Genomic DNA, 22,003 nt, shown 5'->3' on the forward strand with positions numbered 1-22,003 from the left:
CCCGCAAGCACCTCCTCCGGACTCGTCCTCGGCCAGCACCTGTCCAGGAACTCCGTCACCGCCCGCGCCCGTTCGACCCGTCGTGCCCAGGCCGCCCCCATCGGCCCCCACCGGCGCTCCGCCCGGAGCTGGAGCGCCCGTACGATCCGGGCCCGGACCCGTTCGCGGCCCGTGGCGTAGGGCGGGGCCTCCGCCCGTACGTCCTCGACGATCTCGGCGAGCTGCGCGGCGGGCAGCCGCCAGTGGGCCGAACCGTCCCGCACCGCCAGGTCCTCCGCGGGCGCCGGGTCGACCCTGCCGTACAGCGCCCGGTGCAGCACCTCCGCCATCCGGGCGTCGTGCTTGACCCGGGCCGCCTCCTCGCTGTCCTCGGCGCGGACCGGGTGGCGGGCGATCTCGTCGGCGAGGGTCGCCTGACGGACACCGGTCTCACCGAGCGAGGGCAGCACCTCGGAGATGTACGAGAGGAAGGCGCGGTGCGGGCCGAGGACGAGCAGACCGGAGCGGCGGATCCGCTGCGGATGGGTGTAGAGGAGGTACGCGGCCCGGTGCAGGCCCACCGCGGTCTTGCCGGTACCGGGCGCCCCCTGCACGCACAGGGAGGCGGCCGGGTCGGAGCGCACGAGGTCGTCCTGCTCGGGCTGGATGGTCGCCGCGATGTCCCGCATCGGCCCCACCCGGGGACGCTCGATCTCCCCGGCGAGCAGCGCACTGACCGTCACCTCGCCGCCCGCCGCCAGCGGTTCGTCCTCAAGCGCGGTCAGATCCTCCGACGCGCCCTCGCTGTACGGGGCCCAGCCGAAGCGGCGCCGCCGGAGGACTCCCTGCGGGTCGCGGGCCCCGGCCTGGTAGTACGCGCGGGAGACGGGCGCCCGCCAGTCGACGACCAGCGGCGGAGCGGCCGGGTCCTCGCCGATCCGGCGGCGGCCGATGTGGTGGACGCGTCCGTCGTCGAGGTCGAGGCGGCCGAAGAACAGCGGCCCCGGGGGCTGTTCCCGCATCTCCTTGGCGCGGCTGCGCAGATGGCGGCCGAGCGCCTCGGCGTCGGCGCCGGACGCGGCGGTGTCCTCACCGGTGACGACCTGGCCGGCGACGTCCTCGGTCATCCGGGTCAGGGCGGCGCGGCAGGCGTCGTGGTGGGAGCGTTCGCGGGCGAGCTCAAGGTCCAGTGACGTCATTCCGGCAAGCCTAACGGAAAACGTTACTGAGTTATATTTTTAACCTGATCCCAGATCCGTTCGCGTGGATCCGGCGTGAAGGTCAGAACGGCAGGCCCTCCCGCAGTGACCGGAAGGCCAGCTCCGCCGCCGCCTCGGCGTCCGGCGCCACCTCGTCGGCGGTCGCGCCCGCCGCGATGCGCGCCGTGTTCTCCTCCGCGAGGACCCGCAGCACGGTCACGATCTGCCCCGCCGCGAGCCGCGCCGCGAGCAGATCAACGCCCCGACCGCCGGACCCGGCCTCCGGGCTGCCGCCCCCATCACCGCCCCCAGCCGCCAGCGCATCCGCCAGCGCCGTCTCCGACCGCACCCGGTAGGCGTGCAGGCGCCCGACCAGGGCCGGCGTTCCGTACAACAGCCGGAGATACGCCAGGACCGACGGATGGTCGCAGAGCCCGGTCACCGGGTCGCGCCGGGCCAGCCCGTCCCGCAGATGGGCGTACAGCGCGTCGAGTGGCGCCGTTCCGGCGGTGCGGCCCGCGGTCACCACCCGGGCCGACTCGTCCTCGTGGTCGGCGAATCGGTGCAGGACCAGATCCTCCTTGGCCGGGAAGTACCGGAACAGGGTGGGCTTGGAGACCTCGGCGGCGGCCGCCACCTCCGCGACCGAGACGGCGTCGAAGCCCCGCTCCAGGAACAGCGCCACGGCCGCGTCCGACAGCGTCTGGCGGGTCCGCTCCTTCTTGCGTTCGCGCAGCCCGGGCGCGGCGGCGCCGCGGTCCGGGGTCACGAGGCGATCCCGTCGACGTGGACGGCGACCCCGTCTAGGATCCGCGCCAGACCGAAGCGGAACTCGACCTCGGGCTCGTCGGCCACGTCCATCACGCCGTCGTCCAGCATCCGCGCCACCTCGGGATACCGCGCCGGATCGGCGAGCCGCCGCAGGGTGCGGGCGTACCGGGCGAGCACCTCCTCGGAGTCGCCCCCGGCGGCGACGACGGACGCGAGGTCGGCCATGACCAGGGCGTCGTTCCGCACGTATCCGCTGACCAGCAGCGTCACCGAGATCTTGGCGCCGGCGTCGAGACCGGTGTCCGCCAGGGCGACGAGGGCCTTCTCCCACCAGGCGACCAGGTTCGGGGTGGCGGGCGGGCCCGATACGGGGACCCGCAGCATCCAGAGGTTGCGGTGGTAGACCTCGCGCAGCGCCCATGCCCAGGCCTCCATGGCCTCGCGCCAGGCGGTGCCGGCCGGGAAGAGCCCGGGCGGTGCCCCGGTGGCGGCCTCCATCATCAGGACGTACAGCTCGCTCTTCGCGGAGACGTACCGGTACAGGGACATCGTCGAGGCGCCCAGCTCCTTGGCGACCCTGCCCATGGAAACGGCGTCGAGGCCCTCGGCCGAGGCGAGGGAGACGGCCGCGTCGACGATCCGGTCCAGGGTCAGGCCGGGCTTGGGGCCCTTGGAGGGGCGCTCCCGCAGCCCCCAGGCCGCCTCGATGCTCGGCGGCAGGAAGGTGCCCCCGTCGCCGACCACACCCGACCCGTCGCGTGCCGCGCCCCCGCCGGTCACGGCACGCCCACCACCGCCGTCGCCCGTCGCGGCGCCCCCGCCGCCTTCTCCCGTACGCCCTTCTCCCCTACGCCCATCGCCGTCCGTCGCCACAACCCGCCGCCTCCCGGCCACCTCGCACGCTTGACGCCCATCCTAGTAATGCGTAGCCCTTACACAGTAACGCGTATGGCATACGCAGTACTGAAGAGGCAGTCCACCGTCCATCCGTCCCAGGGAGCACCCATGCCTCCGGCCATCGAAGCCACCGGCCTGACCAAGAGCTACGGCGACGTCCGCGTCCTCGACGCCCTCGACCTCCACGTCCCCCGCGGCACCGTCTTCGCCCTCCTCGGCCCCAACGGCACCGGGAAGACCACCACCGTCCGCATCCTCGCCACCCTCACCACGCCCGACGCCGGCCACGCGCGCGTGGCCGGACACGATGTCGTCACCGCACGCTCCCGGGTCCGCCGCGCCATCAGCCTCACCGGGCAGTTCGCCGCCGTCGACGAGACCCAGACCGGCGCCGAGAACCTCTGGACCGCGGCTCGGCTCTCCGGTCTCCCGCGCCCCGCCGCCGCCCGCCGCTCCGCCGAACTCCTCGACCGCTTCGGCCTGACCGGGGCCGGCGACCGCCTCGTGAAGACGTACTCGGGCGGCATGCGCCGCCGTCTCGACCTCGCCGCCGGCCTCGTCCGCGACCCCGGCGCGACCGGGGTGATGTTCCTCGACGAACCGACCACCGGCCTCGACCCGCGCAGCCGCCAGGAGCTCTGGCAGGCGGTCCGCGAACTCTCCGACGCCGGTACGACCGTCTTCCTCACCACCCAGTACCTGGAGGAGGCGGACCGGCTCGCCGACCGCATCGCGGTCCTCGGCGGGGGCCGCACGCTCGCCGAGGGCACCCCCGCCGCGCTCAAGGCCCGCTACGCCGCCCACCGCCTCGACGTCGTGGCCTGCGACGAGGAGGGGTACGCACGGCTCGCCGGACGGACCACCGGCCGGCCCGCGACCCTCGACCCCGGCGCCCGCACGCTCGGCGTCCCCACCGACGGCAGCGCCGCCCACGTGCGGGACCTGCTCGACGCGCTCGACCCCGAGCGCCGGGACATCGCCCGCTTCGGCCTCCACACGGCCACCCTCGACGACGTCTTCCTGGCCCTCACCGCCACCCCGGAGCCCAGCCGTGCCTGACATCCGCACCGCCGCGAACACGCTCCCCGCCGACAAGGAGCCCCACCGTGTCTGACACGCTCCCCACCGCGAAGACCCTCCCCTCCGCGAACACCCTCCCCGCGGCCGGCAGCCTCACCGCGGCCGCCACCCTCGCCGGGCGCGGCATCCGGCTCAGCCGCCGCAACCTCGACGCCGTCATCACCTCGATGATGCTGCCGATCATGCTGATGCTGGTCTTCGTCTACTTCTTCGGCGGAGCCATCGACACCGGCGCCCGGTACGTCACCTACGTCGTCCCCGGCGTGCTCGTCCTCTGCGCCGGATTCGGCGCCGCGAGCACCGCGCTCTCCGTCAGCGAGGACATGCGGCTCGGGGTCGTCGACCGTTTCCGCACCCTCGACGTCGGCGGGGCCCCGTTCCTCGCCGGGCACGTCGCCGCCGCCGTCACCCGCAACGCGCTCTCCACCGCGCTCGTCCTCGGCGTCGCCCTCGCCATCGGCTTCCGCCCGAGCGCCACCCCCGCCGGCTGGCTCGCGGCGATCGGGCTGCTGCTCGCCTACATCACCGCCGTCTCATGGCTGTCGGCGGCGATCGGCCTCGTCACCAGAACGGCGGAGGCGGCCGGCGCGGTGACCTTCTTCATGATGTTCCTGCCCTATCCGAGCAGCGCGTTCGTGCCGATCGAGACGATGCCGGGCTGGCTGCACGGCTTCGCCGAGCACCAGCCGGTGACCCCGCTGATCGAGTCCATGCGGGGCCTCCTGCTCGACCTGCCCGTCGGCGGCACCCCGTGGATCGCCCCGGGGTGGTGCGCGGGGCTGCTGGCCCTCGCCGTCGCCGCCTCGGGCCTCCTCTTCCGGCTCCGTACCCGCTGACCCGCACCCGCCGCACGGGCTCGGCGCGCGCCCGGTCTCAGAAGATGTCGGGCGAGAACGGGCGGAGCGGCGTACGGAACAGCAGGTCGGCCCGGGCGGCCGCACCTGCCGTCAGTTCCTCCACCCGCCCGGTCCTGGCCAGGCGTACCGCCGACTCGTCGCCGAAGGCGAGAACGCCCAAATCGGCGATGTCGAGGGCGAGATCGGCCGACGCGGCGGTAGGCGCACAGGACACACCCTCCGGCGAGGCGTCGAGACGGTACCGGCCGCCGGCGAGGCCGTTCCCGTCCCGCAGGTCGAGCACGAGGGCGTCCGTCACCGGATACGTCCGGCTCTCCAGGACCTCGACGACGTCGAGGACCCGTACCCACAGCATGTCCGCGTACGTCAGCAGCTTCGCGGCGCGCGGGTCGGGCAGCAGCAGCGGCAGCGTGTCGTCGGGGGCCCGGTAGCCCGAGCGGACGGTGGTGATCCAGTCGACGGAGCAGAGGTAGTGCCACAGGGCGCGCTCGGCGGCCGGGGTGACGGCGACGAGGTCCCGGACGGTCGCCGTGTTCACCGGCTGCTTGGCGTCGTCCCACTTCTCGTCGGAGGAGTACGCCACGAAGCCCTCGACCTCGCCGGACTCCGCGCGGTACACCGCGTAGTACGGCTCGCGCCAGGGCTCGCTCTGCACGCCGAGGCCGGTGCCGACCGCCCAGTCGCGCGGCGAGCGGCTGGTGACCCCGGCGCGGACGCCGGCCAGCCTGCGGTGCGTCTCGGGGCCGACGGCGCGGATCTCGTCGGCGTCGGTCAGGTCGATCCGGCCGCCGTCCTCCGGGCGGCCCGAGCGGCGCGGGTCGAGCCCGGCCCGCCGCAGGTCCACGCTCCACTCGGCGCCCCAGCTCGCGGGGCCGAAGCCGTAGCGCCCGTAGATCGGGTACTCGGCGGCGATCAGGGTGGCGATCGCGTCGCCCCGCTCCTTCGCGGCGGCCAGGTCGGCGGTCATCATCCGGCTGAGCAGTCCGCGCCTGCGGTGCGTCGGGGAGACGGTGACCTGGGTGATCGCGTCGGCGGTGAGACTGCCGCCGCCGACGGTGCTGACCTCCTGCCGGAACGACCGGAAGGTGGCGACGACCCGGCCGCCGTCGAAGACCCCGGCCGTCCGCGCGAGGTCGACGTTCGCCAGTCGGTCGGCGACCTCCTCGTCGGTCACGACCGGCGGCCGGAGGAAACCGGTGCGCAGGGCGCGCTGCCAGTCGGCGAACTCGGACTCCGTCACGGCGCGTACGTCGACACTCATCCTCGGACCCTACGCACGGCCCTCGCCCACCCGCACCCGAGTTTCCCGGCGCCCACGGGCGGGGCCCCGGCCGCGGACCTCAGGGGGCCCTCAGGCCAGCAGGTCGTCGACCTGCGCCTCGCCCTCCCGGTAGCGGCGGGCGATCTCGGCGCTGCAGTCGTCGGCGGTCCGCTGGAGGGCCTGCCGGCGCCGGGAGATCTGCTGCTCGTACCCGGCGAGCCGCCCCAGCCCCGCGTGCAGTTCGTCGTCCGTGCGGGCCGTGAGGTCCGACAGCTCGACCTCCGACAGCATCTCGGCGGCCAGCCGCCGGTACTCCTCGCCGCGCGGCGTCGACAGCGTCACGTGCCGGGCGGAGGTGCGGTGCCGCGAGGGCACGTCGGCGAGGATCTCGGAGAGCCTGTCGAGGACCGGGGCCTCCGGGTCGGTGCGCCGCGCCAGCTCGGCGCGGAGGATGTCGATCCGGCCCTGGAGCATCCGGCGCACATAGCTGAGGTCGGCCTCGTCGCTCTGCGCGTCGCGGCGCAGCGTGCGCAGCTCGGGGAGCCGGAGGGCACCGAGTTCGGGCTGGGGCCGGTCCGGGAGGGCCGGTTCGGCGGTCCTCTGGGCGGGTGGACGGGTGGCGGGGCCGCCGCCCGGTCCGCCGCCCCGGGTCGCGGCGCGGATCAGCGGTACGGGGCCGGACGGCGTCGGCCCGCTGCCAGGTGCACTCATGAGAATCGTCCCCTCGACCGGTGCGCTGCCGCACCGCCTGACAGGCATCGTGCCACTCATGCAGGTGCCCGTGCAGGCGCTCTGCACCCGTTCGGCCCCTCATCCGTCGGAGTGGTGCCCACTCGGTAGGTTGGGGCGCATGCGTGCAGTGGTGCAGAGGGTGGACGGCGCGAGTGTCGTCGTCGCAGGGGAGACCGTCGGTGAGATCACCGGCGAGGGCTTGTGCGTGCTGGTCGGGGTGACCCACGACGACACCCCGGAGAAGGCGGCCCAATTGGCCAGAAAGCTCTGGTCCGTCCGGGTACTGGAGGACGAGAAGTCGTGCTCGGACGTGAACGCGCCGCTGCTCGTCGTCTCCCAGTTCACGCTCTACGGGGACGCCCGCAAGGGCCGCCGCCCCACCTGGAACGCGGCCGCGCCCGGCCCGGTGGCGGAGCCCCTGGTGGACGAGGTGGTGGCCCGGCTGCGCGAACTCGGGGCGCACGTGGAGACGGGCCGGTTCGGAGCGGACATGCGCGTCTCGCTCACGAACCACGGCCCGTTCACGGTACTGCTGGAGGTCTGAACCCCCGGCCAGGCCGGACCGGCCGGGCCAACCCGGCCGGCTCGGCGGGACCCGGGACCGTACGCTCCCGCCTCACCGGCGGGAGCCCGTACGGTACGGCTCCGCATGACCGGCGGGAGCCCGTGCGGCTCCGCCTCACCGGCCGGCGCGGACCCCTACGGCTCGACCACCGTCTCCTGCGCGGCGGCCGTCGTCCCGGCGATCAGCGGGGCGTCCACCGGCACGTTCCGCTTCACCAGGCCGAGGGCGATCGGCCCCAGCTCGTGGTGGCGGACCGAGCTGGTGACGAAGCCGAGCTGGCGGCCCTCCTCGCCGTCGGCGGCGAGCCGGAGCGGCGTGCCGTGCCCCGGGAGCAGCACCTCGCTGCCGTCCAGGTGCAGGAAGACCAGGCGGCGCGGCGGCTTGCCCAGGTTCTGCACCCGGGCGACGGTCTCCTGGCCCCGGTAGCAGCCCTTCTGGAGGTGGACGGCACTCCCGATGAGGCCGACCTCGTGCGGGATGGTCCGGTGGTCGGTCTCGAAGCCGAGCCGCGGCCGGTGCGCCTCGACGCGCAGCGCCTCGTACGCGAGGACGCCTGCGGCCGGCCCGTGCGCCTGCGCGAAGGCCTCCAGGTCGGCGCGGGGCAGGAAGAGGTCGCGGCCGTGCGGGGTCTCCCGTACGGCGGCCCCCTCGGGGACCTCGGCGATGGAACCGGCCGGGAGGTGGACGACGGCGATGTCGTCGGTGCGGTCGGCGACCTCGACGCGGTAGAAGAACTTCATCGACTCCAGGTAGGCGATGAGCTCCTCCCGGGTCCCGGGCTCGACGTGCGCCCACACGGTCTCGCCGTCGTCGACGAGGTACAGGGCGTGCTCGATGTGCCCGTTCGCCGACAGGATCAGCGCCTCGGTGGCCTGCCCGGGCGTCAGGTCGGTCATGTGCTGGGTGAGGAGCAGGTGCAGCCAGCTCAGCCGGTCGTCGCCGGTGACGGCGACGACACCGCGGTGGGAGAGGTCGACGAAGCCGCGGCCGTCGGCGAGGGCGCGCTGTTCGCGGAACAGGTCGCCGTAGTGCGCGGCGACACCTTCGTCGCGGCCTTCCGCGGCGACGGCGCCGGGCAGGGACAGCAGAGGGCTGGTCGTGGAATGTCGCTGCATGGAGAAAGCCTACGACTCGGCGCCGGACTCCTTCGGGGCGCGGTCGCCACTGGCCGTCCTGGTCGCCCCGGCGGACCCGGTCGTCCCGGCCGCCCCAGCTGCCCCGGCGGGCCCGGCCGCCCCTGCCGCCCCCGCTCCGGACTCCGGCGCGTCCGCGACCCTCCCGGCGGCGCAGTCCGCGCACCGCCCGAAGATGGCGAAGTGCTTCATGTCGGTCTCGAAGCCGAAGGTCTCGTGGAGCTTCCCGGTGAACTCCGCGGCCACCGAGACGTCCGCCTCGATCACCCCGGAGCAGTCCCGGCAGACCAGATGGAGGTGGTGGTGCCGGTCGGCGAGGTGGTACGTCGGAGCCCCGTGCCCCAGATGGGCGTGGCTCACCAGACCGAGCTCCTCCAGGAGCTCCAGGGTCCGGTAGACGGTGGAGATGTTGACGCCGGAGGCGGTCCTGCGGACCTCGACGAGGATGTCGTCGGGCGTCGCGTGCTCCAGCGCGTCGACGGCCTCCAGGACGAGCTGGCGCTGCGGCGTCAGCCGGTAACCGCGCTGCCGCAGATCGCTTTTCCAGTCGGTGCTCACCACGCCCCCCAGTGTAGGAGGGCGCGGCGCGGCGTCCCAGACTCAACCGGAATCCGGGCCGATCCGAACCGGACCGACCCGGCGGGGCTTCTAGCGGAAGAAGGCGATGCCGTCGTCCGGCAGGTCGCCGAGGTTGCGGGCCATCTCCGCGACCTCCTCCGGCGTCACGACCTTCTTCAGGTGCGCCGACATGTACGGCCGCAGCGGGACCTCGGGGGTCGCCTTCTCGCCCACCCACATGAGGTCGCTCTTGACGTAGCCGTAGAGGCGCTTGCCACCCGAGTACGGGCCCGAGGCGGCGGTGCGGGCGACGGCGTCCGTGGCCAGGTCGATCTGCGGCTTCTGGTCGGCGAGCTCGCCGTACCAGATCTCGACGATGCCCTGGTCTCGGACCATGACGATCTCGACCTTGCGGTCCTTGTCGATACGCCAGTAGCCGCTCTCGCTCTCCAGCGGACGGACCTTGTTGCCCTCCGCGTCCAGGACCCAGGAGTGCGAGGTGTACTCCAGGAAGTCCCGGCCGTCGTGGCTGAAGGTCACGGACTGCCCGAAGTTGCACTTCTCGGCGCCGGGGAAGTCGGAGACACCCGCGCCCTCCCACGTACCGAGCAGGAACGCGAGGGGGACGAGGTCCGGGTTGAGGTCGGACGGGATCTCGATCATGAGCAGCTCTGACGTTCTCTAGGAGTGGTTGGCGAGAAGGATTAGCGCTGGCCCTGGTACAGCTTCTTCACGGCCAGGCCGGCGAAGGCGATCACGCCGACGGCGACCAGGACCAGGAGGATTTCGAAGAAGATGATCACAGGGTGCTCCTCGACTGAGCGGTGAAGGCGGAACGGGCCGGACCCCAGCTTAGTGGGCGGGGGCCCGGCCCACTCGGTGAGGTGGGTCTCGCCGATGATCAGCCCAGCAGCTGGGCCTGCAGCACGACCGTCTGCTGGAACGGGACGGCGAGCGCCTCGCCCTTGCGGGACTGGACGACCAGGCCGAGCGTGTCACCGGCCTGGATGTAGGCCCAGCGGGTCTGCTCGGGCCCGTAGGGCTTCCGCTCGTCGAAGGAGTACAGCGACAGGTACGAGAAGCGGGCGTCCCTCAGGGAGGAGTCCACCGTCTCGCCGTCGACGCCGTCCGGGAGCCGGCTGCCGCGCGTGCCGGTGTCCAGGACGTCGTCCTTGAACGCCTCCGCGAACGCGACCGACGTGAACCTCATCAGGTACACCCGGGTGGACGTGCCGTCCGGCGTCGTCCAGCCGCGGGCCGCGACGTGGCGCAGCGCGGACTCGGCCAGGGCCTCCTCCACCGCGCCCCGGTCGTCGGCGTGGAAGTGCGCGAGGTACGTGTCGAGGCCGACCCAGCCGCCGTCGAGCTTCGGGTCGACCGTGGCGCCCTTCGGCGCGGGCAGCAGCAGCTGCCGGAGGTCGGCGTGGTGGATCTCGCCGTCGTTGCCCTCGGTGTACGGGCGCAGGGTGCCCGCCGGCAGCGCCGGAAGGGCGAGCCTCGGGTACTCCCAGCGGCCGTCGGACTCGGTCGCGAGTCCCGGCACCTCGGAGCGCTCCATGGCGGTGATCCCCATGGCCGTACCGGTGCCGACGCCGGCGAGGACGAGCACGGCGGCGGTCCAGCGGGCGATGCCCCGGAGCAGCGGCCGGCGGGACTTCCGGGGCTTCTCCGGCACCGGGCCGGGAGCCTGGACCTGCTGCCCCGGGGCCGGAGCGTCGGGCTGGGCCGCGGCCGCGGGCTGGGTGAGGGTCTGCTCGGTCATACGTACTCCCCCGGGGATGCGATGTGGTCGAGCTGCTGCGTCAGCAGCTTCGCCACCCGCGCCTTGTCGAACGGCTTGGCACCGGCCGCCTTGACGGTGACGAAGACCTCGGAGTCGTACGCGATGCAGAACATCTCCTCCAGCGCCGCGGCCTGCTCCTTCTTGTCCAGCGTGGTGTCCTTGGGCGCCAGGTAGCAGACGGCGTTCCGGTGGTCCTTCACCTTGGGTCCCTTCGGGAACTCCAGGTACTCCATGACCTCCTTGCGCAGCCGGTAGCTGTCCTTGATCCGCTTCTTGTCCTTCATCCGCGCCAGCTCCACGGAGACGACGACGTCGTTGTTCAGGTCCGCGAAGGAGCGGACACCGATGCCCTGGAGGCCGAGCTTGTCCACGTTCTTCTCGAAGGCGCGGCGCTTCTTGCCGGAGAGGCCCTCGCCCGACTGCTTCATCAGGGCGGTGGCCTCCGCGGCGCCCAGCTCGCCGTCGTTGCCGTACAGCTCCTCGTCGGGGCCGAACTCGTACCCCTTCGGGAGGGGCAGGAGGAGCCTGCTCAGCGGCGTTCCGGCCTTGCCGCGCGCCAGCGGGGCGGCAGGGTCCTCATCCGGCGTCGAATCCCCGGTCGAGCCCCAGACCGTCGTCGGCGCGGTGCGGTCGGCGGCGGAGGCGGTGAGCGCGGTGTAGGTGACGCCGCCGCCGATCAGGCCGAGGACCAGCACGGAGGGCAGGACGACACGGAGCAGGACCCTGCGGGCCCTCCGGTTCACCACCGGCTCGGCTCCGGTCACCACGCCGGCCGGGGGCTCGGCCGCGGGCTCGGCCGCGGTTTCGTTCACAGCTTCGTTCACGGGCTCGGTCACGGCGTCTCGGTCCTCACTCACAGGCGCCCCAGCTGTCGCTCGGCCAGCGAACGGATGTCCTTCACGGCGATCTTCTTGGTGTCGACGATGAAGATCTCCACGGCGATGTCACCGCGGTAGAAATAGGCCCTGGCCTCGTACAGGTCGAGGTAGCCGGCCTTCTTCCGCACCGGGAAGACGTAGTAGCGGCCGTTGGCGGAGCCCTTGAGCTCCGTGCCCTCGCTCTCGGCGAAGTCCTCGTCCGGCATGTAGGCCTGCTGGCCCTCGACGAAGTCCTGCGCACCGAGGCCGTCGCCGGCGCGGTACTGGACCAGCCGGATCTCGGTCTCCTTGTACTCGCCCGTCGCCCAGGACGTGACCGCGATCCGCCGGACGCCCATCTCCAGCTGGTCGTCGAGGGCGTTGCCCGGCTTGTTGAACCGCGAGGCGAACGTGGACACGTGCATCCAGCCGTCGGCATCGGCGAACTCGGACTTCTTCGCCCCGGCCGGCTTCGGCAGCAGCAGCTTCCGCAGATCGCCCTCCGCCTTCGTCCGGAGGTCCTCCGAGGCCGCGAGCTTCGCCTTCTGCCCCTCGGGGAGCGGCTTCGCGGGGTACGCGAGGCCCGGCTGGTTCAGTGGCGGGAGCGCGGTCGGTTCGCGCTCGGCCTGGATGCCGTAGCCGACGGCCGTGCCGCCGACGAGGCCGAGGACGGCGGCGACGGCGATCAGTCCGACGGTACGGAGGACACGACGGCGCGGCCGTACGGCGACGACCGGCACGCCCGGCTCTCCGGCCTCCGCCTCGACCGGGGCCGCCTCCGCGACCGGCTCAGCGACCGGCACCGCAGCCTCCGCGACCGGCCCTGTGACCGGCTCAGCGGCCGGCTCTGTGACCGGAACCACATCCGCCGTTACGGCCTCCGGCGGGACCGGAGGTGCGGCTTCCGGCTGCGGTGGCCCGTCCGGTGGTACCGGCGTTTCCGGATTTCGGGTGCTTTCTGTTGTGCTCAAGAGTCCCCCCACGAGACCTGAAGCGCGGATTCCGTCATCCGCGCACCCCCCAGACACGTGGGGGACACCGGGGGTTGCGGCGCCGCACATTACAGTTCGGCATATGCCGAAGAAGCTCGTGATCAAGGTGACCGCGGGGGCCGAGGCCCCCGAACGCTGCTCCCAGGCCTTCACCGTGGCGGCCGTGGCCGCCGCCAGCGGCGTCGAGGTCTCGCTCTGGCTGACCGGCGAGTCCTCGTGGTTCGCGCTCCCGGGCCGCGCGGCCGAGTTCGAACTCCCGCACGCGGCGCCGCTGCCGGACCTGATCGACGGGATCCTGGCGGGCGGCGGGCGCGTCACGGTCTGCACGCAGTGCGCGGCCCGCCGCGACATCGGGGAGAAGGACCTCCTGGCGGGCTTCCGCATCGCCGGCGCGCAGCTCTTCGTCCAGGAGGCGATGGCGGACGGGACGCAGGCGCTCGTCTACTGACCCCGCCCGCGGGTCAGGGCTTCCGGCGCTTCTTGCCGTCGAGTTCGTCCCACCACTCGTCCGACTTCGGGTCGCCCGAGGGGTCGTCCCACCAGCGGTCCTCGGGCCCCCGGCGGTTCGCGACCATCGCGGCGACCGGCGGGATGACCATGGCGACGACGCACATGCCGACGGCCACCGGCGTCGAGAAGAGGCGCACGACGGCCCAGGCGCCCACGAACAGCAGCAGGCAGGCGCCCATCATCCAGAAGTAGACGTGACGACGTCGTGCGTACACGTCTACCAGGGTACGACCGTAGGGGTACGACCGAAGGGCCGTGCCTCAAGTCCTGGAAATGGCGTCCAACCCCCCAGGAGGCACGGCCCTTCGGCCGGTTCGGTGTCGCGGGTCAGACCGCGATGGCGACCTCCGCGAGGCCACCGTGCTGCGCCACGACCTGACGGTCGGCGGTGCCGCCGGGGACCAGGGCGCGGACGGTCCAGGTGCCCTCGGCCGCGTAGAAACGGAACTGGCCGGTGGCGGAGGTCGGGACCTCGGCCGTGAACTCGCCGGTCGAGTCCAGGAGGCGGACGTAACCGGTGACGGGCTGACCGTCCTTGGTCACGAAGCCCTGGATGGTGGTCTCACCGGGCTTGATCGTCGAGGCGTCGGGGCCGCCGGGCTGCGCTCCACACATGTCGTTCTGTCCTTACGGTCGAGGGGTCCGGAGGAGGGAGGGTCCGGGGTTACTTGTTGGCGCCGAGCTCGATCGGCACGCCGACGAGGGAGCCGTACTCGGTCCACGAGCCGTCGTAGTTCTTGACGTTGGAGACCTCGAGCAGCTCGTGCAGCACGAACCACGTGAGCGCGGAGCGCTCACCGATGCGGCAGTAGGCGATGGTGTCCTTCGCCAGATCGACCTGCTCGGCCTCGTAGAGGGCCTTGAGCTCGTCGTCCGACTTGAAGGTGCCGTCGTCGTTGGCGTTCTTCGACCACGGGATGTTGCGGGCGCTCGGCACGTGGCCGGGGCGCTGCGACTGCTCCTGCGGGAGGTGCGCCGGGGCGAGCAGCTTGCCGGAGAACTCGTCGGGCGAGCGGACGTCGACCAGGTTCTGGGCGCCGATCGCGGCCACGACGTCGTCGCGGAACGCGCGGATCGAGGAGTCCTGAGCCTGGGCCTTGTACGCGGTGGCCGGGCGGTTCGGGACCTGCGCGCCGTCGACCAGGTCGCGGGAGTCGAGCTCCCACTTCTTGCGGCCGCCGTCGAGGAGCTTCACGTCCTGGTGGCCGTAGAGCTTGAAGTACCAGTAGGCGTAGGAGGCGAACCAGTTGTTGTTGCCGCCGTAGAGCACGACCGTGGTGTCGTTCGCGATGCCCTTCGCCGACAGGAGCTTCTCGAAGCCCTCCTGGTCGATGAAGTCGCGGCGGACCGGGTCCTGGAGGTCCTGGGTCCAGTCGATCCGGACGGCGTTGCGGATGTGGTTCTTCTCGTAGGCCGAGGTGTCCTCGTCGACCTCGACGATGGCGACCTGCGGGTTGTCGAGGTTGGCCTCGACCCAGTCCGCGTCGACCAGGACGTCGCTGCGAGCCATGCTGTTCTCCTCCGGGGCAGTGTGCGGCGGTGTGGTGCGGGTGTGCGGTGTGGTGCGCTACGCCTTCGTCGCGGGCGGCTCGTCGGTGACGTGTCGGTGGACGTGTCGGGCGGGCGGGCGTGACGGACGTGCGTACGGCTCCACGGGGCGGCCCCGACCTCGGTCGGAGGGCCTGAGGAATACGGGAGTGGTGAGTCCCGCTCAGACGGAGCGACAGAGCATGGCGGCGACGCGGCACAGGTCTACTGCCCGCCGCTTCGTGAGATCCGCCTGTCGCTTCATGCCCTCGATCGTAGGGACGGACAGGCGGCCGTGTCACCGGTGTGTCGTATTTTGAGACGCGATCGTCCGAGATACGAGACGAGATCACGGTACGAGCGGGGTCCGGGCGCCTCCGCACCGAGGCGTTCGGTTCCGATTCTGCTGGTCGGACAGCGGTGTCTCAGCATGTGACCAACGGGTAGTTCCGGGGGCGGCCCGGGAGGATCGGTATGCCGCCCGGACGGCGGCGCGGTGCCGCCGGGACGGCATCACCGTGCCGTCAGCCCGCCAGGACGACGTCCCGGCCGGCCACGGTCACGGCCAGGCCGTCCGGCCTCGGCTCGACCTTCTCCACCTTCATCCCGGCGATCGCGCCGATCGGGCGGTCGAAGTCGGTCCGCGCGCGGACCAGGTCCTCGATACCGGGGATGCCCTCGCCGGGCACCTTGTCGGCGCGGACCCGGATCGTGTCGCCGTTCACCACGGTCACCGTGGAGAGGACCGTCCGGGTCAGGGTCCGGCCCATCACCTTCACGCCGCCGGTCACCTTCACCTTGCCGTTGCCGCCGTAGGCGACGACGGCCTCCCGGTCGGAGGCGGCGGTGAGGTCCGCGTACGAGATGAGGGCCGTCCCGCTCGCGGAACCGGCCTTCGCGCCGGCCCAGTCGCCGGTCACGGTCACGTCCCGCAGCGCCACGGTCAGCTCGCCGACCCGGACGAGCTTGCTGCCCGCCTGCGCCTGGACGCCGGTCGCCTTCACGTCGACCTCGTCGAAGTGCTTGTCCGCGACCTGGGTCAGGAACGGGAAGCCCTTGATGTCCACGTCCAGGGAGTCGCTGTCGACGGAGGCCAGCTTCACCCGCCCCGCCGCCTCGTCCTCGGCGTACGCCACGGCCAGCCGGTCGATCCCCACCAGGACCCCGCCCAGCACGAGGGCCACGATCAGAAGAATCCGCAGTGCTCGCATGGGCTTGTGCGTCCCCCCGCTGGATAAGGGCTGGATGAGTTCCGGCCCCCCGACACGAAGATCGACGTGTCAGGGGGCCGGTTGGTTCCCGTACCCGGGTCGGCTCGGCGCCGCCCGCGGTCCGCCCCGGGGCGGTTCCGGGTCAGACCAGGGCCCGTCCCAGCAGGTAGACGGCGGGGGCGGCGGCGGTCAGCGGCAGCGCGACCCCGGCCGTCATGTGCACGAAGCGGGACGGGTAGTCGTAGCTCGCCACCCGCAGGCCGACCAGGGCGCAGACGCCGGCCCCGAGGCCGAGCAGCGCGCCGGAGGAGCCCAGGTCGGTGAGGCCGCCGGCCGCGATCCCGGCGCCGGCCGAGGCCAGCAGGGCGACGACCGCCGAGACGGGACCGGGCAGCGGGAGCGCCCGGGCGAGGACGGCCGCGGCGACCGCGACACCGCCGACGACGACCGCGTCCGGTGCGGACCCGAGGTGCCCGGTGGCGATGACGGTGAGCGCCGTGGAGGCGATGGTGGCCATCAGGCCGTACATGCGCTCGTCCGGGTCGGCGTGGCTGCGCAGCTGGAGGACCAGGCAGAGCAGCACCCAGACGCCGAGCGTGCCGAAGATCGCGCCGGCCGTGTTCTCCCGGCCGGTGGCGAGCAGGACCGCGTCGGCGGCGAGACCGCCGGCGAAGGCGAGGGCGATGCCCTGACGGGCGGGCCACATGCCGTTCAGCCGGAACCAGCCGGCCGCGGTGAGGCCCTGGAGCAGCACGAGCGGGACGAGCAGGGCGTACGTGCCGAGGGCCGCGCCACCGGCGAGCAGCAGCCCGAGGACGGCGGTCAGCAGGGCCGGCTGCATCCCGGGCGCGATGATCGGCGAGCGTCCCTCGGCGCGGGCCCGCTGGGCATCGGTGATCCGGGTGTTCCCCGAGGTGGTCGGCGAGGACCAGCCGGGTCCCTGACCGGCCGCGGCGTCCACGGCGGGCGCGGCGGGCGCGGCGACCTCCACCGGCTGCGGCTGCGGCTGCGGCTGCGGCTGCGGCTGCGGCTGCGGCTCGGTGTAGTACGCGGCGGGGGAGGTGGGTGAGGCAGGGGAGGAGTAGACGGCGGTCTGGTCCGGGTGCGCCGGGTACGCCTCGTACGGCTGGTGGGGCTGCTGCTGGTGGGCCTGGTGGGGCTCGTACGGCTGCTGGGGCTGCTGGGGCTCGTAAGGCTGCTGGTACGGCTGCTGGTGCTGCTGCGGCGGGTAGGGCTGCTGAGCCTGTGCGGCTCGCGCCCGGTCCGCCTGGACCTGGTCGTACGTGACGGCCGGCTGGAACTGGGTGTCCCAGGTCTCGCCCTCCCACGTCTGCGCGACGTCGGGGGCGGGCTGCTGCCCCTGGTGCCCCTGCCCCGCCCCGTGCGCGTTCCCGTTCGCGTACGGGTCGTACGGCTGACCGCCGTAGTACTGGTCGTTGCTCATGCTCTCGTGTTCACCCTCCTGCGAACGGGGGGAGCACCTCGACCGTGCCGCCCTCGGCAAGCCGTACCGTCTCATGGCTCCGGGTCCCGACGGGGTCGCCGTCGACCAGGAACGAGCACCGCCTGAGGACCTGGGCGAGTTCGCCCGGGTGCTTCGCGCGGGCCGCGTCGAGGGCCTCCGCGAGGTGGTCGGCGGTGTACGGCTCCTCGGCGACACCGGCGGCGGCCTTGGCCGCGGCCCAGTAGCGGATGGTTCCCGCTGCCATAGCGGCGCTCCCTTCGTTCGTGTGCGCGCCGCCCCCCATGATGGGCTATGCGCGCGTGAGCCAGTCGCCCAGCCGGGCCAGCAGGTCGTCGTCGGCGGCGTTCTCGGCGTGGCCCATCCCGCGCTCCAGCCACAGCTCGGCCTCGCCCGCCCCGGCCAGCATCCGCGGGTGGTCGAGCGGGAAGTACGCGTCCCGGTCGCCGTGCACGATCAGCAGAGGAGTCGGCGCGATCAGCGGCACCGCCTCCACCGGGGAGAGCGGAACGGGGTCCCAGCCGCGGCGGTCGATCCTGGTGCGGAAGCCGTAGCGCCCGACGAGCCGGCCCGCCGGACGGGTGACCACCCAGTGGACGCGGCGCATCGACGCCGTCCCCCGGTAGTACCAGCGGGCCGGGGCCGAGACGGAGGCCACGGCGTCGGCGCTGCCGCGGGTGCCCCGGTCGAGGGCCGCGTGCCGCAGGACCACGGAGCCGCCCATGGAGAAGCCGACCGTGGCCACGCGCGCGTGGCCGAGCTCACGTGCCCAGCGGACGGCGGCGGCCAGGTCGAGGACCTCCCGGTCGCCGACGGTGGAGAGACCGCCGGAGCGGCCGTGGCCGCGGAAGGAGAAGGTGACCACGGCCGCGCCGCGCTCCGTGAACACCCGCGCGGCGCGGCGGACGGCGGGCCGGTCGACCGAGCCGGTGAACCCGTGCGCCAGGACGACCGCGGTGGCCGCGGTGCCGGTCACGGCCGCCCCGGCGTCCCTACCGGTGTCCGCCGTACCGGTGTCCGCCGTACCGGTGACAGCGACCCGTGAGGGTTCGTACACCGCCTCGATCGGGACATCGTCATCCGTGCGCAACATGGCCCGCCGGGGCCCCGAAGTGATCAGGGAGACATCCGCCATATGAAATCCGCCCTCTCCCTCTGAACTCATGTGGGCTATTCTCCTTGGCAGAGGATCCGGGCGACGCAGCCCCCGGGTCCTTTTGCGTTTTCCGACCGTTGTTACGGACGGATGAACAAAAGCTCTCAGGGCGCGAGAGCCGGCAGTGATCTGTACGAAGCAGTGCACGTCCTCGCAGGGACCGAGGAGGAACCGACGTTATGAGCGAGCGACCGAAGCACGACCGACCGACTGCAGGGACGGCAGGTGGTGCGCGATGAGCGCCTTGCTGCTCCTGACCAACGCTCTCCAGCCTTCCACCGAGGTGCTGCCCGCCCTCGGCCTGCTCCTGCACAACGTCCGGGTCGCCCCCGCCGAGGGGCCCGCACTCGTGGACACCCCCGGCGCGGACGTGATCCTCGTCGACGGGCGGCGCGACCTCCCGCAGGTCCGTTCGCTCTGCCAGCTGCTGCGGTCCACCGGGCCCGGCTGTCCGCTGATCCTCGTCGTCACCGAGGGCGGTCTCGCGGCCGTCACCGCCGACTGGGGCATCGACGACGTCCTCCTCGACACGGCCGGCCCGGCCGAGGTCGAGGCGCGGCTGCGGCTCGCCATGGGCCGCCAGCAGATCGTCGCCGACGACTCCCCCATGGAGATCCGCAACGGCGACCTGTCGGTCGACGAGGCCACGTACAGCGCCAAGCTCAAGGGCCGGGTCCTGGACCTGACCTTCAAGGAGTTCGAGCTCCTCAAGTACCTGGCCCAGCACCCGGGCCGGGTCTTCACCCGCGCGCAGCTCCTCCAGGAGGTGTGGGGGTACGACTACTTCGGCGGCACCCGGACGGTCGACGTCCACGTACGGCGGCTGCGGGCCAAGCTCGGCCCCGAGCACGAGTCGCTCATCGGCACCGTGCGGAACGTCGGCTACCGCTTCGTCACCCCCGAGAAGGTCGAGCGGGCGGCGGAGGAGGCGCGCGCCAAGGCCGAGGAGTCCCGGGCGAGGGAAGGGGCCCGGGCGCAGGACCGCGTCAAGGACGCCACGGAGGATGTCACCCCCGTGGCGGACCGGAACGTGGCAGATGCCACGGTGCGACCTGCCGGTAGGTAGGTCACCCCGCGTAGACTGCCGCGCGTGGCCAAGGTGACGCGGGATGACGTAGCTCGACTGGCAGGTACTTCGACCGCGGTCGTGAGCTACGTCATCAACAACGGACCCCGGCCGGTCGCCCCGGCCACGCGCGAGCGTGTCCTCGCCGCGATCAAGGAACTGGGCTACCGCCCGGACCGGGTCGCGCAGGCCATGGCGTCCCGGCGCACGGACCTCATAGGCATGATCGTCCCGGACGCCCGGCAGCCCTTCTTCGCCGAGATGGCGCACGCGGTCGAGCAGGCCGCCGCCGAGCGCGGGAAGATGGTCCTGGTCGGCAACTCGGACTACCGCGACGAGCGCGAGATCCACTACCTGCGGGCCTTCCTCGGCATGCGGGTCTCCGGCCTGATCCTGGTCAGCCAGGGCATGAGCGAGCGGGCCGCGAGCGAGATCGAGGCCTGGGACGCGCGCGTCGTGCTGCTGCACGAGCGGCCCGAGGCCCTCGACGACGTGGCCGTCGTCACCGACGACATCGGCGGCGCGCAGCTCGCCACCCGGCACCTCCTGGAGCACGGTCACCCGTACGTGGCCTGCATGGGCGGCATCCCGAACACCCCGGCCGTCGGCGACCCCGTCGCCGACCACGAGGAGGGCTGGCGGCGGGCCATGCTGGAGGCGGGCCGCTCGATCGAGGGCCGGCTCTTCCAGGCCCCGTACAACCGCTACGACGCGTACCAGGTGGCCCTCAAGCTGCTTGCGGGCCCGGACAGACCGCCGGCCATCTTCTGCTCCACCGACGACCAGGCCTTCGGCGTCCTGCGGGCGGCGCGCGAGCTGCGCATCGAGGTGCCGGCGGAGCTGGCGGTCGCGGGCTTCGACGACGTGAAGGAGGCGGCGCTCACCGACCCGCCGCTGACCACGATCTCCTCGGACCGCCCGGCGATGGCGCGGGCGGCGGTGGACCTGGTCCTCGACGACTCGCTCCGGGTCGCGGGCTCGCGCCGGGAGCGCGTGAAGCTCTTCCCGTCGACCCTGGTCGTCCGCCGCTCCTGCGGCTGCGACGGGGACTGACCCGAGACCGGTACGGCGGCCGGTAATGCTCCGGGCGCGGCGGGCGGCCGGTACGGGGTGCCGGCCACGCCCGGCCCGGCTCCAGGCGCCCGGAGAGCCTCGGCGGCAGTCGGCCACCCGCAGGCCTTTATTTCGGGCATACAGGCTTCTGTCGGGCTTCTCACCCGCTCCTCAGACGGCTCTCATCTCGGCGGCCGACAGTCTGATCCATGACGGACTTCCAGGAGCAGCAGCCGCAGCAGCCCTACTACCCGCCGTACCCGCCGAGGCCCCCCTACGCCCCGGCGCAGCCGCCGGTGGGCGCCGAGCAGACCGCCACCCGGCCGATCGTCACCGAGCCCGGCACCACCGTCTGGCCGTCCGGCGGGCACGTACCGCCGTCGGGTCCCCCCGTCCCGCCGCACGCCGCCGCGGGCGCCCCCGCCGCCGCACCGGCCGCGGGCCCCGGCCCGCACCGCCGCGCCCGGCGCGGGGTCGGCCTCATGGCAGCCGTGGCCATCGCGGCCGCCGCGATCGGCGGCGGTACGGCGACGCTGGTCCAGCAGGCCGGCTCGGACTCCCCCGCGGCCGCCGCGGCGAACGTGAACGGCACCAACGTCTCCACCGGCAGCGCGGGCACGGTCGCCGGCGTCGCCGAGGCCGTCTCCCCGTCCATCGTCGAGATCTCCGCGCGTTCGAACTCCGGCAAGTCCACCGGCTCGGGCGTGATCATCACCTCCGACGGCGAGATCGTCACCAACAACCACGTGATCTCCGGCGCGTCCGAGATCAGCGTGCGGCTGAGCGACGGCAAGTCCTACGCGGCGGAGGTCGTCGGCACCGACCCGGACAAGGACCTCGCCCTGATCAAGCTCCGGGGCGCCTCCGGCCTCAAGGCCGCGACCCTCGGCGACTCGTCGAAGGTGCGGGTCGGCGACCAGGTCGTCGCGATCGGCTCCCCCGAGGGCCTCACCGGGACCGTCACCAGCGGCATCGTCTCCGCGCTCGACCGGGACGTGACCGTCGCCAAGGACGACGACGGCTCCGGCCGGGGCGGGCAGCAGGGCCAGCAGGACGACCCGCGGCAGGGCTGGCCGTTCGAGTTCGGCGGACAGCGGTTCAACGGCGACACCGGCACGTCGAAGACCACGTACAAGGCGCTGCAGACCGACGCCTCGCTGAATCCGGGGAATTCCGGCGGCGCGTTGATCAATATGCGGGGGGAGATCATCGGAATCAATTCCGCCATGTATTCGCCCAGTTCTTCGAGCGGTTCGACGGCCGGCAGCGTCGGTCTCGGATTCGCCATCCCGGTCGACACGGTGAAGGCCGACCTGGACGGTCTGCGCGCGGGCGGCGACAGCTGACCGGCGAC

Annotated in this window: 26 protein-coding genes; 7 read left to right on the plus strand and 19 right to left on the minus strand. The window is 72.9% G+C overall.

The features are described 5' to 3' along the window. The 3 genes from EAO70_RS13100 to EAO70_RS13110 form a co-directional block, all read right to left on the minus strand. Positions 1 to 1,178: HelD family protein (locus tag EAO70_RS13100; RefSeq protein WP_410091269.1), on the minus strand; the 1,178-nt coding region annotated here is incomplete at its 3' end. 82 nt (positions 1,179 to 1,260) lie between these two features. After that, positions 1,261 to 1,947, minus strand: coding sequence for a TetR/AcrR family transcriptional regulator (locus EAO70_RS13105; RefSeq protein WP_148003177.1), 687 nt, complete (start codon positions 1,945 to 1,947; stop codon positions 1,261 to 1,263). Further along, positions 1,944 to 2,729 carry a TetR/AcrR family transcriptional regulator gene (locus tag EAO70_RS13110; RefSeq protein WP_261992835.1) on the minus strand — a complete coding sequence of 262 codons (786 nt, stop codon included), beginning with the start codon at positions 2,727 to 2,729 and terminating at the stop codon, positions 1,944 to 1,946. The genes EAO70_RS13105 and EAO70_RS13110 overlap by 4 nt, the downstream gene beginning before the upstream one ends. Positions 2,730 to 2,954: 225 nt before the next feature. On the opposite strand from EAO70_RS13110, the gene EAO70_RS13115 reads away from it, so the two are divergent. Together EAO70_RS13115 and EAO70_RS13120 are read left to right on the plus strand one after the other, a co-directional pair. Then, the gene (locus EAO70_RS13115) at positions 2,955 to 3,905 is read left to right on the plus strand and encodes an ATP-binding cassette domain-containing protein (RefSeq protein ID WP_148003178.1); all 951 of its coding nucleotides are present in this window, start codon (positions 2,955 to 2,957) and stop codon (positions 3,903 to 3,905) included. A gap of 47 nt (positions 3,906 to 3,952) precedes the next feature. Next, entirely contained in the window at positions 3,953 to 4,762 is an 810-nt protein-coding gene (locus EAO70_RS13120; protein WP_148003179.1) for an ABC transporter permease, read from the plus strand. A 37-nt stretch (positions 4,763 to 4,799) separates the two neighbouring features. On the opposite strand, the gene EAO70_RS13125 is transcribed toward EAO70_RS13120, so the two are convergent. Both EAO70_RS13125 and EAO70_RS13130 read right to left on the minus strand, forming a co-directional pair. Further along, positions 4,800 to 6,044, minus strand: coding sequence for a GNAT family N-acetyltransferase (locus EAO70_RS13125; RefSeq protein WP_148003180.1), 1,245 nt, complete (start codon positions 6,042 to 6,044; stop codon positions 4,800 to 4,802). Between the two features lie 90 nt (positions 6,045 to 6,134). Then, complete coding sequence (locus EAO70_RS13130; protein WP_148003181.1) at positions 6,135 to 6,755, minus strand: ABC transporter substrate-binding protein; 621 nt, start codon at positions 6,753 to 6,755, stop codon at positions 6,135 to 6,137. A 139-nt stretch (positions 6,756 to 6,894) separates the two neighbouring features. On the opposite strand from EAO70_RS13130, the gene dtd reads away from it, so the two are divergent. Continuing rightward, positions 6,895 to 7,320 carry a D-aminoacyl-tRNA deacylase gene (gene dtd / locus EAO70_RS13135; RefSeq protein WP_148003182.1) on the plus strand — a complete coding sequence of 142 codons (426 nt, stop codon included), beginning with the start codon at positions 6,895 to 6,897 and terminating at the stop codon, positions 7,318 to 7,320. Between the two features lie 155 nt (positions 7,321 to 7,475). On the opposite strand, the gene EAO70_RS13140 is transcribed toward dtd, so the two are convergent. The 6 genes from EAO70_RS13140 to EAO70_RS13170 form a co-directional block, all read right to left on the minus strand. After that, complete coding sequence (locus tag EAO70_RS13140) at positions 7,476 to 8,456, minus strand: YgfZ/GcvT domain-containing protein (protein WP_148003183.1); 981 nt, start codon at positions 8,454 to 8,456, stop codon at positions 7,476 to 7,478. 9 nt (positions 8,457 to 8,465) lie between these two features. Beyond that, positions 8,466 to 9,035, minus strand: a complete 570-nt coding sequence (locus EAO70_RS13145; protein WP_148003184.1) for a Fur family transcriptional regulator — start codon at positions 9,033 to 9,035, stop codon at positions 8,466 to 8,468. 87 nt (positions 9,036 to 9,122) lie between these two features. Then, the gene (locus tag EAO70_RS13150) at positions 9,123 to 9,695 is read right to left on the minus strand and encodes an FABP family protein (protein ID WP_148003185.1); all 573 of its coding nucleotides are present in this window, start codon (positions 9,693 to 9,695) and stop codon (positions 9,123 to 9,125) included. Positions 9,696 to 9,933: 238 nt separating this feature from the next. Then, positions 9,934 to 10,794 (minus strand): hypothetical protein, encoded by an 861-nt coding sequence (locus EAO70_RS13160; RefSeq protein ID WP_148003186.1) that lies wholly within the window; start codon positions 10,792 to 10,794, stop codon positions 9,934 to 9,936. Next, the gene (locus EAO70_RS13165; RefSeq protein ID WP_148003187.1) at positions 10,791 to 11,651 is read right to left on the minus strand and encodes a hypothetical protein; all 861 of its coding nucleotides are present in this window, start codon (positions 11,649 to 11,651) and stop codon (positions 10,791 to 10,793) included. Before EAO70_RS13165 ends, EAO70_RS13160 begins: the two co-directional genes overlap by 4 nt. A 17-nt stretch (positions 11,652 to 11,668) precedes the next feature. Continuing rightward, positions 11,669 to 12,475, minus strand: a complete 807-nt coding sequence (locus EAO70_RS13170) for a hypothetical protein (protein WP_261992836.1) — start codon at positions 12,473 to 12,475, stop codon at positions 11,669 to 11,671. Positions 12,476 to 12,746: 271 nt separating this feature from the next. Here EAO70_RS13170 and EAO70_RS13175 point away from each other — a divergent pair, with 271 nt between their 5' ends. Beyond that, positions 12,747 to 13,112, plus strand: coding sequence for a DsrE family protein (locus EAO70_RS13175; RefSeq protein WP_148003188.1), 366 nt, complete (start codon positions 12,747 to 12,749; stop codon positions 13,110 to 13,112). A 13-nt stretch (positions 13,113 to 13,125) separates the two neighbouring features. On the opposite strand, the gene EAO70_RS13180 is transcribed toward EAO70_RS13175, so the two are convergent. The 8 genes from EAO70_RS13180 to EAO70_RS13210 all read right to left on the minus strand — a co-directional run bounded on the left by EAO70_RS13180 (position 13,126) and on the right by EAO70_RS13210 (position 18,539). Continuing rightward, complete coding sequence (locus EAO70_RS13180) at positions 13,126 to 13,389, minus strand: DUF3099 domain-containing protein (RefSeq protein ID WP_148003189.1); 264 nt, start codon at positions 13,387 to 13,389, stop codon at positions 13,126 to 13,128. A gap of 112 nt (positions 13,390 to 13,501) precedes the next feature. Beyond that, positions 13,502 to 13,789 (minus strand): DUF1416 domain-containing protein, encoded by a 288-nt coding sequence (locus EAO70_RS13185; protein ID WP_015035121.1) that lies wholly within the window; start codon positions 13,787 to 13,789, stop codon positions 13,502 to 13,504. A gap of 49 nt (positions 13,790 to 13,838) precedes the next feature. Beyond that, positions 13,839 to 14,684: a sulfurtransferase gene (locus EAO70_RS13190; protein WP_148003190.1), complete on the minus strand. Its 846-nt coding sequence runs from the start codon at positions 14,682 to 14,684 to the stop codon at positions 13,839 to 13,841. Positions 14,685 to 14,885: 201 nt separating this feature from the next. Beyond that, a complete protein-coding gene (locus tag EAO70_RS40320; protein WP_350497993.1) occupies positions 14,886 to 14,966 on the minus strand; it encodes a putative leader peptide in 81 nt (26 codons plus the stop codon). 259 nt (positions 14,967 to 15,225) lie between these two features. After that, positions 15,226 to 15,912 (minus strand): DUF2993 domain-containing protein, encoded by a 687-nt coding sequence (locus EAO70_RS13195; protein ID WP_148003191.1) that lies wholly within the window; start codon positions 15,910 to 15,912, stop codon positions 15,226 to 15,228. Between the two features lie 142 nt (positions 15,913 to 16,054). Then, a complete protein-coding gene (locus tag EAO70_RS13200; protein ID WP_148003192.1) occupies positions 16,055 to 17,356 on the minus strand; it encodes a hypothetical protein in 1,302 nt (433 codons plus the stop codon). 10 nt (positions 17,357 to 17,366) lie between these two features. Then, complete coding sequence (locus tag EAO70_RS13205) at positions 17,367 to 17,621, minus strand: MoaD/ThiS family protein (RefSeq protein ID WP_148003193.1); 255 nt, start codon at positions 17,619 to 17,621, stop codon at positions 17,367 to 17,369. Between the two features lie 45 nt (positions 17,622 to 17,666). Then, entirely contained in the window at positions 17,667 to 18,539 is an 873-nt protein-coding gene (locus EAO70_RS13210) for an alpha/beta hydrolase (RefSeq protein ID WP_148003194.1), read from the minus strand. 226 nt (positions 18,540 to 18,765) lie between these two features. On the opposite strand from EAO70_RS13210, the gene EAO70_RS13215 reads away from it, so the two are divergent. The 3 genes from EAO70_RS13215 (at position 18,766) to EAO70_RS13225 (ending at position 21,995) form a co-directional block, all read left to right on the plus strand. After that, positions 18,766 to 19,596 (plus strand): response regulator transcription factor, encoded by an 831-nt coding sequence (locus tag EAO70_RS13215; protein WP_148003195.1) that lies wholly within the window; start codon positions 18,766 to 18,768, stop codon positions 19,594 to 19,596. Between the two features lie 24 nt (positions 19,597 to 19,620). Beyond that, positions 19,621 to 20,649: a LacI family DNA-binding transcriptional regulator gene (locus EAO70_RS13220; protein ID WP_148003196.1), complete on the plus strand. Its 1,029-nt coding sequence runs from the start codon at positions 19,621 to 19,623 to the stop codon at positions 20,647 to 20,649. A gap of 209 nt (positions 20,650 to 20,858) precedes the next feature. Then, positions 20,859 to 21,995 carry a S1C family serine protease gene (locus tag EAO70_RS13225; RefSeq protein ID WP_187283870.1) on the plus strand — a complete coding sequence of 379 codons (1,137 nt, stop codon included), beginning with the start codon at positions 20,859 to 20,861 and terminating at the stop codon, positions 21,993 to 21,995. The last annotated feature ends 8 nt before the right edge of the window (positions 21,996 to 22,003 follow it).

The sequence above is a fragment of the Streptomyces sp. adm13(2018) genome (assembly GCF_008042145.1).
Lineage (GTDB): Bacteria > Actinomycetota > Actinomycetes > Streptomycetales > Streptomycetaceae > Streptomyces.

Excerpts from the sequence above, each read along its gene's own strand:
- EAO70_RS13115 (WP_148003178.1), top strand. The coding sequence starts at position 2,955 with ATGCCTCCGGCCATCGAAGCCACCGGCCTGACCAAGAGCTACGGCGAC.
- EAO70_RS40320 (WP_350497993.1), bottom strand. The coding sequence starts at position 14,966 with ATGAAGCGACAGGCGGATCTCACGAAGCGGCGGGCAGTAGACCTGTGC.
- EAO70_RS13195 (WP_148003191.1), bottom strand. The coding sequence starts at position 15,912 with ATGCGAGCACTGCGGATTCTTCTGATCGTGGCCCTCGTGCTGGGCGGG.
- EAO70_RS13205 (WP_148003193.1), bottom strand. The coding sequence starts at position 17,621 with ATGGCAGCGGGAACCATCCGCTACTGGGCCGCGGCCAAGGCCGCCGCC.
- EAO70_RS13190 (WP_148003190.1), bottom strand. The coding sequence starts at position 14,684 with ATGGCTCGCAGCGACGTCCTGGTCGACGCGGACTGGGTCGAGGCCAAC.
- EAO70_RS13175 (WP_148003188.1), top strand. The coding sequence starts at position 12,747 with ATGCCGAAGAAGCTCGTGATCAAGGTGACCGCGGGGGCCGAGGCCCCC.
- EAO70_RS13160 (WP_148003186.1), bottom strand. The coding sequence starts at position 10,794 with ATGACCGAGCAGACCCTCACCCAGCCCGCGGCCGCGGCCCAGCCCGAC.
- dtd (WP_148003182.1), top strand. The coding sequence starts at position 6,895 with ATGCGTGCAGTGGTGCAGAGGGTGGACGGCGCGAGTGTCGTCGTCGCA.
- EAO70_RS13200 (WP_148003192.1), bottom strand. The coding sequence starts at position 17,356 with ATGAGCAACGACCAGTACTACGGCGGTCAGCCGTACGACCCGTACGCG.
- EAO70_RS13215 (WP_148003195.1), top strand. The coding sequence starts at position 18,766 with ATGAGCGCCTTGCTGCTCCTGACCAACGCTCTCCAGCCTTCCACCGAG.
- EAO70_RS13185 (WP_015035121.1), bottom strand. The coding sequence starts at position 13,789 with ATGTGTGGAGCGCAGCCCGGCGGCCCCGACGCCTCGACGATCAAGCCC.
- EAO70_RS13130 (WP_148003181.1), bottom strand. The coding sequence starts at position 6,755 with ATGAGTGCACCTGGCAGCGGGCCGACGCCGTCCGGCCCCGTACCGCTG.
- EAO70_RS13210 (WP_148003194.1), bottom strand. The coding sequence starts at position 18,539 with ATGAGTTCAGAGGGAGAGGGCGGATTTCATATGGCGGATGTCTCCCTG.
- EAO70_RS13140 (WP_148003183.1), bottom strand. The coding sequence starts at position 8,456 with ATGCAGCGACATTCCACGACCAGCCCTCTGCTGTCCCTGCCCGGCGCC.
- EAO70_RS13225 (WP_187283870.1), top strand. The coding sequence starts at position 20,859 with ATGACGGACTTCCAGGAGCAGCAGCCGCAGCAGCCCTACTACCCGCCG.
- EAO70_RS13150 (WP_148003185.1), bottom strand. The coding sequence starts at position 9,695 with ATGATCGAGATCCCGTCCGACCTCAACCCGGACCTCGTCCCCCTCGCG.
- EAO70_RS13125 (WP_148003180.1), bottom strand. The coding sequence starts at position 6,044 with ATGAGTGTCGACGTACGCGCCGTGACGGAGTCCGAGTTCGCCGACTGG.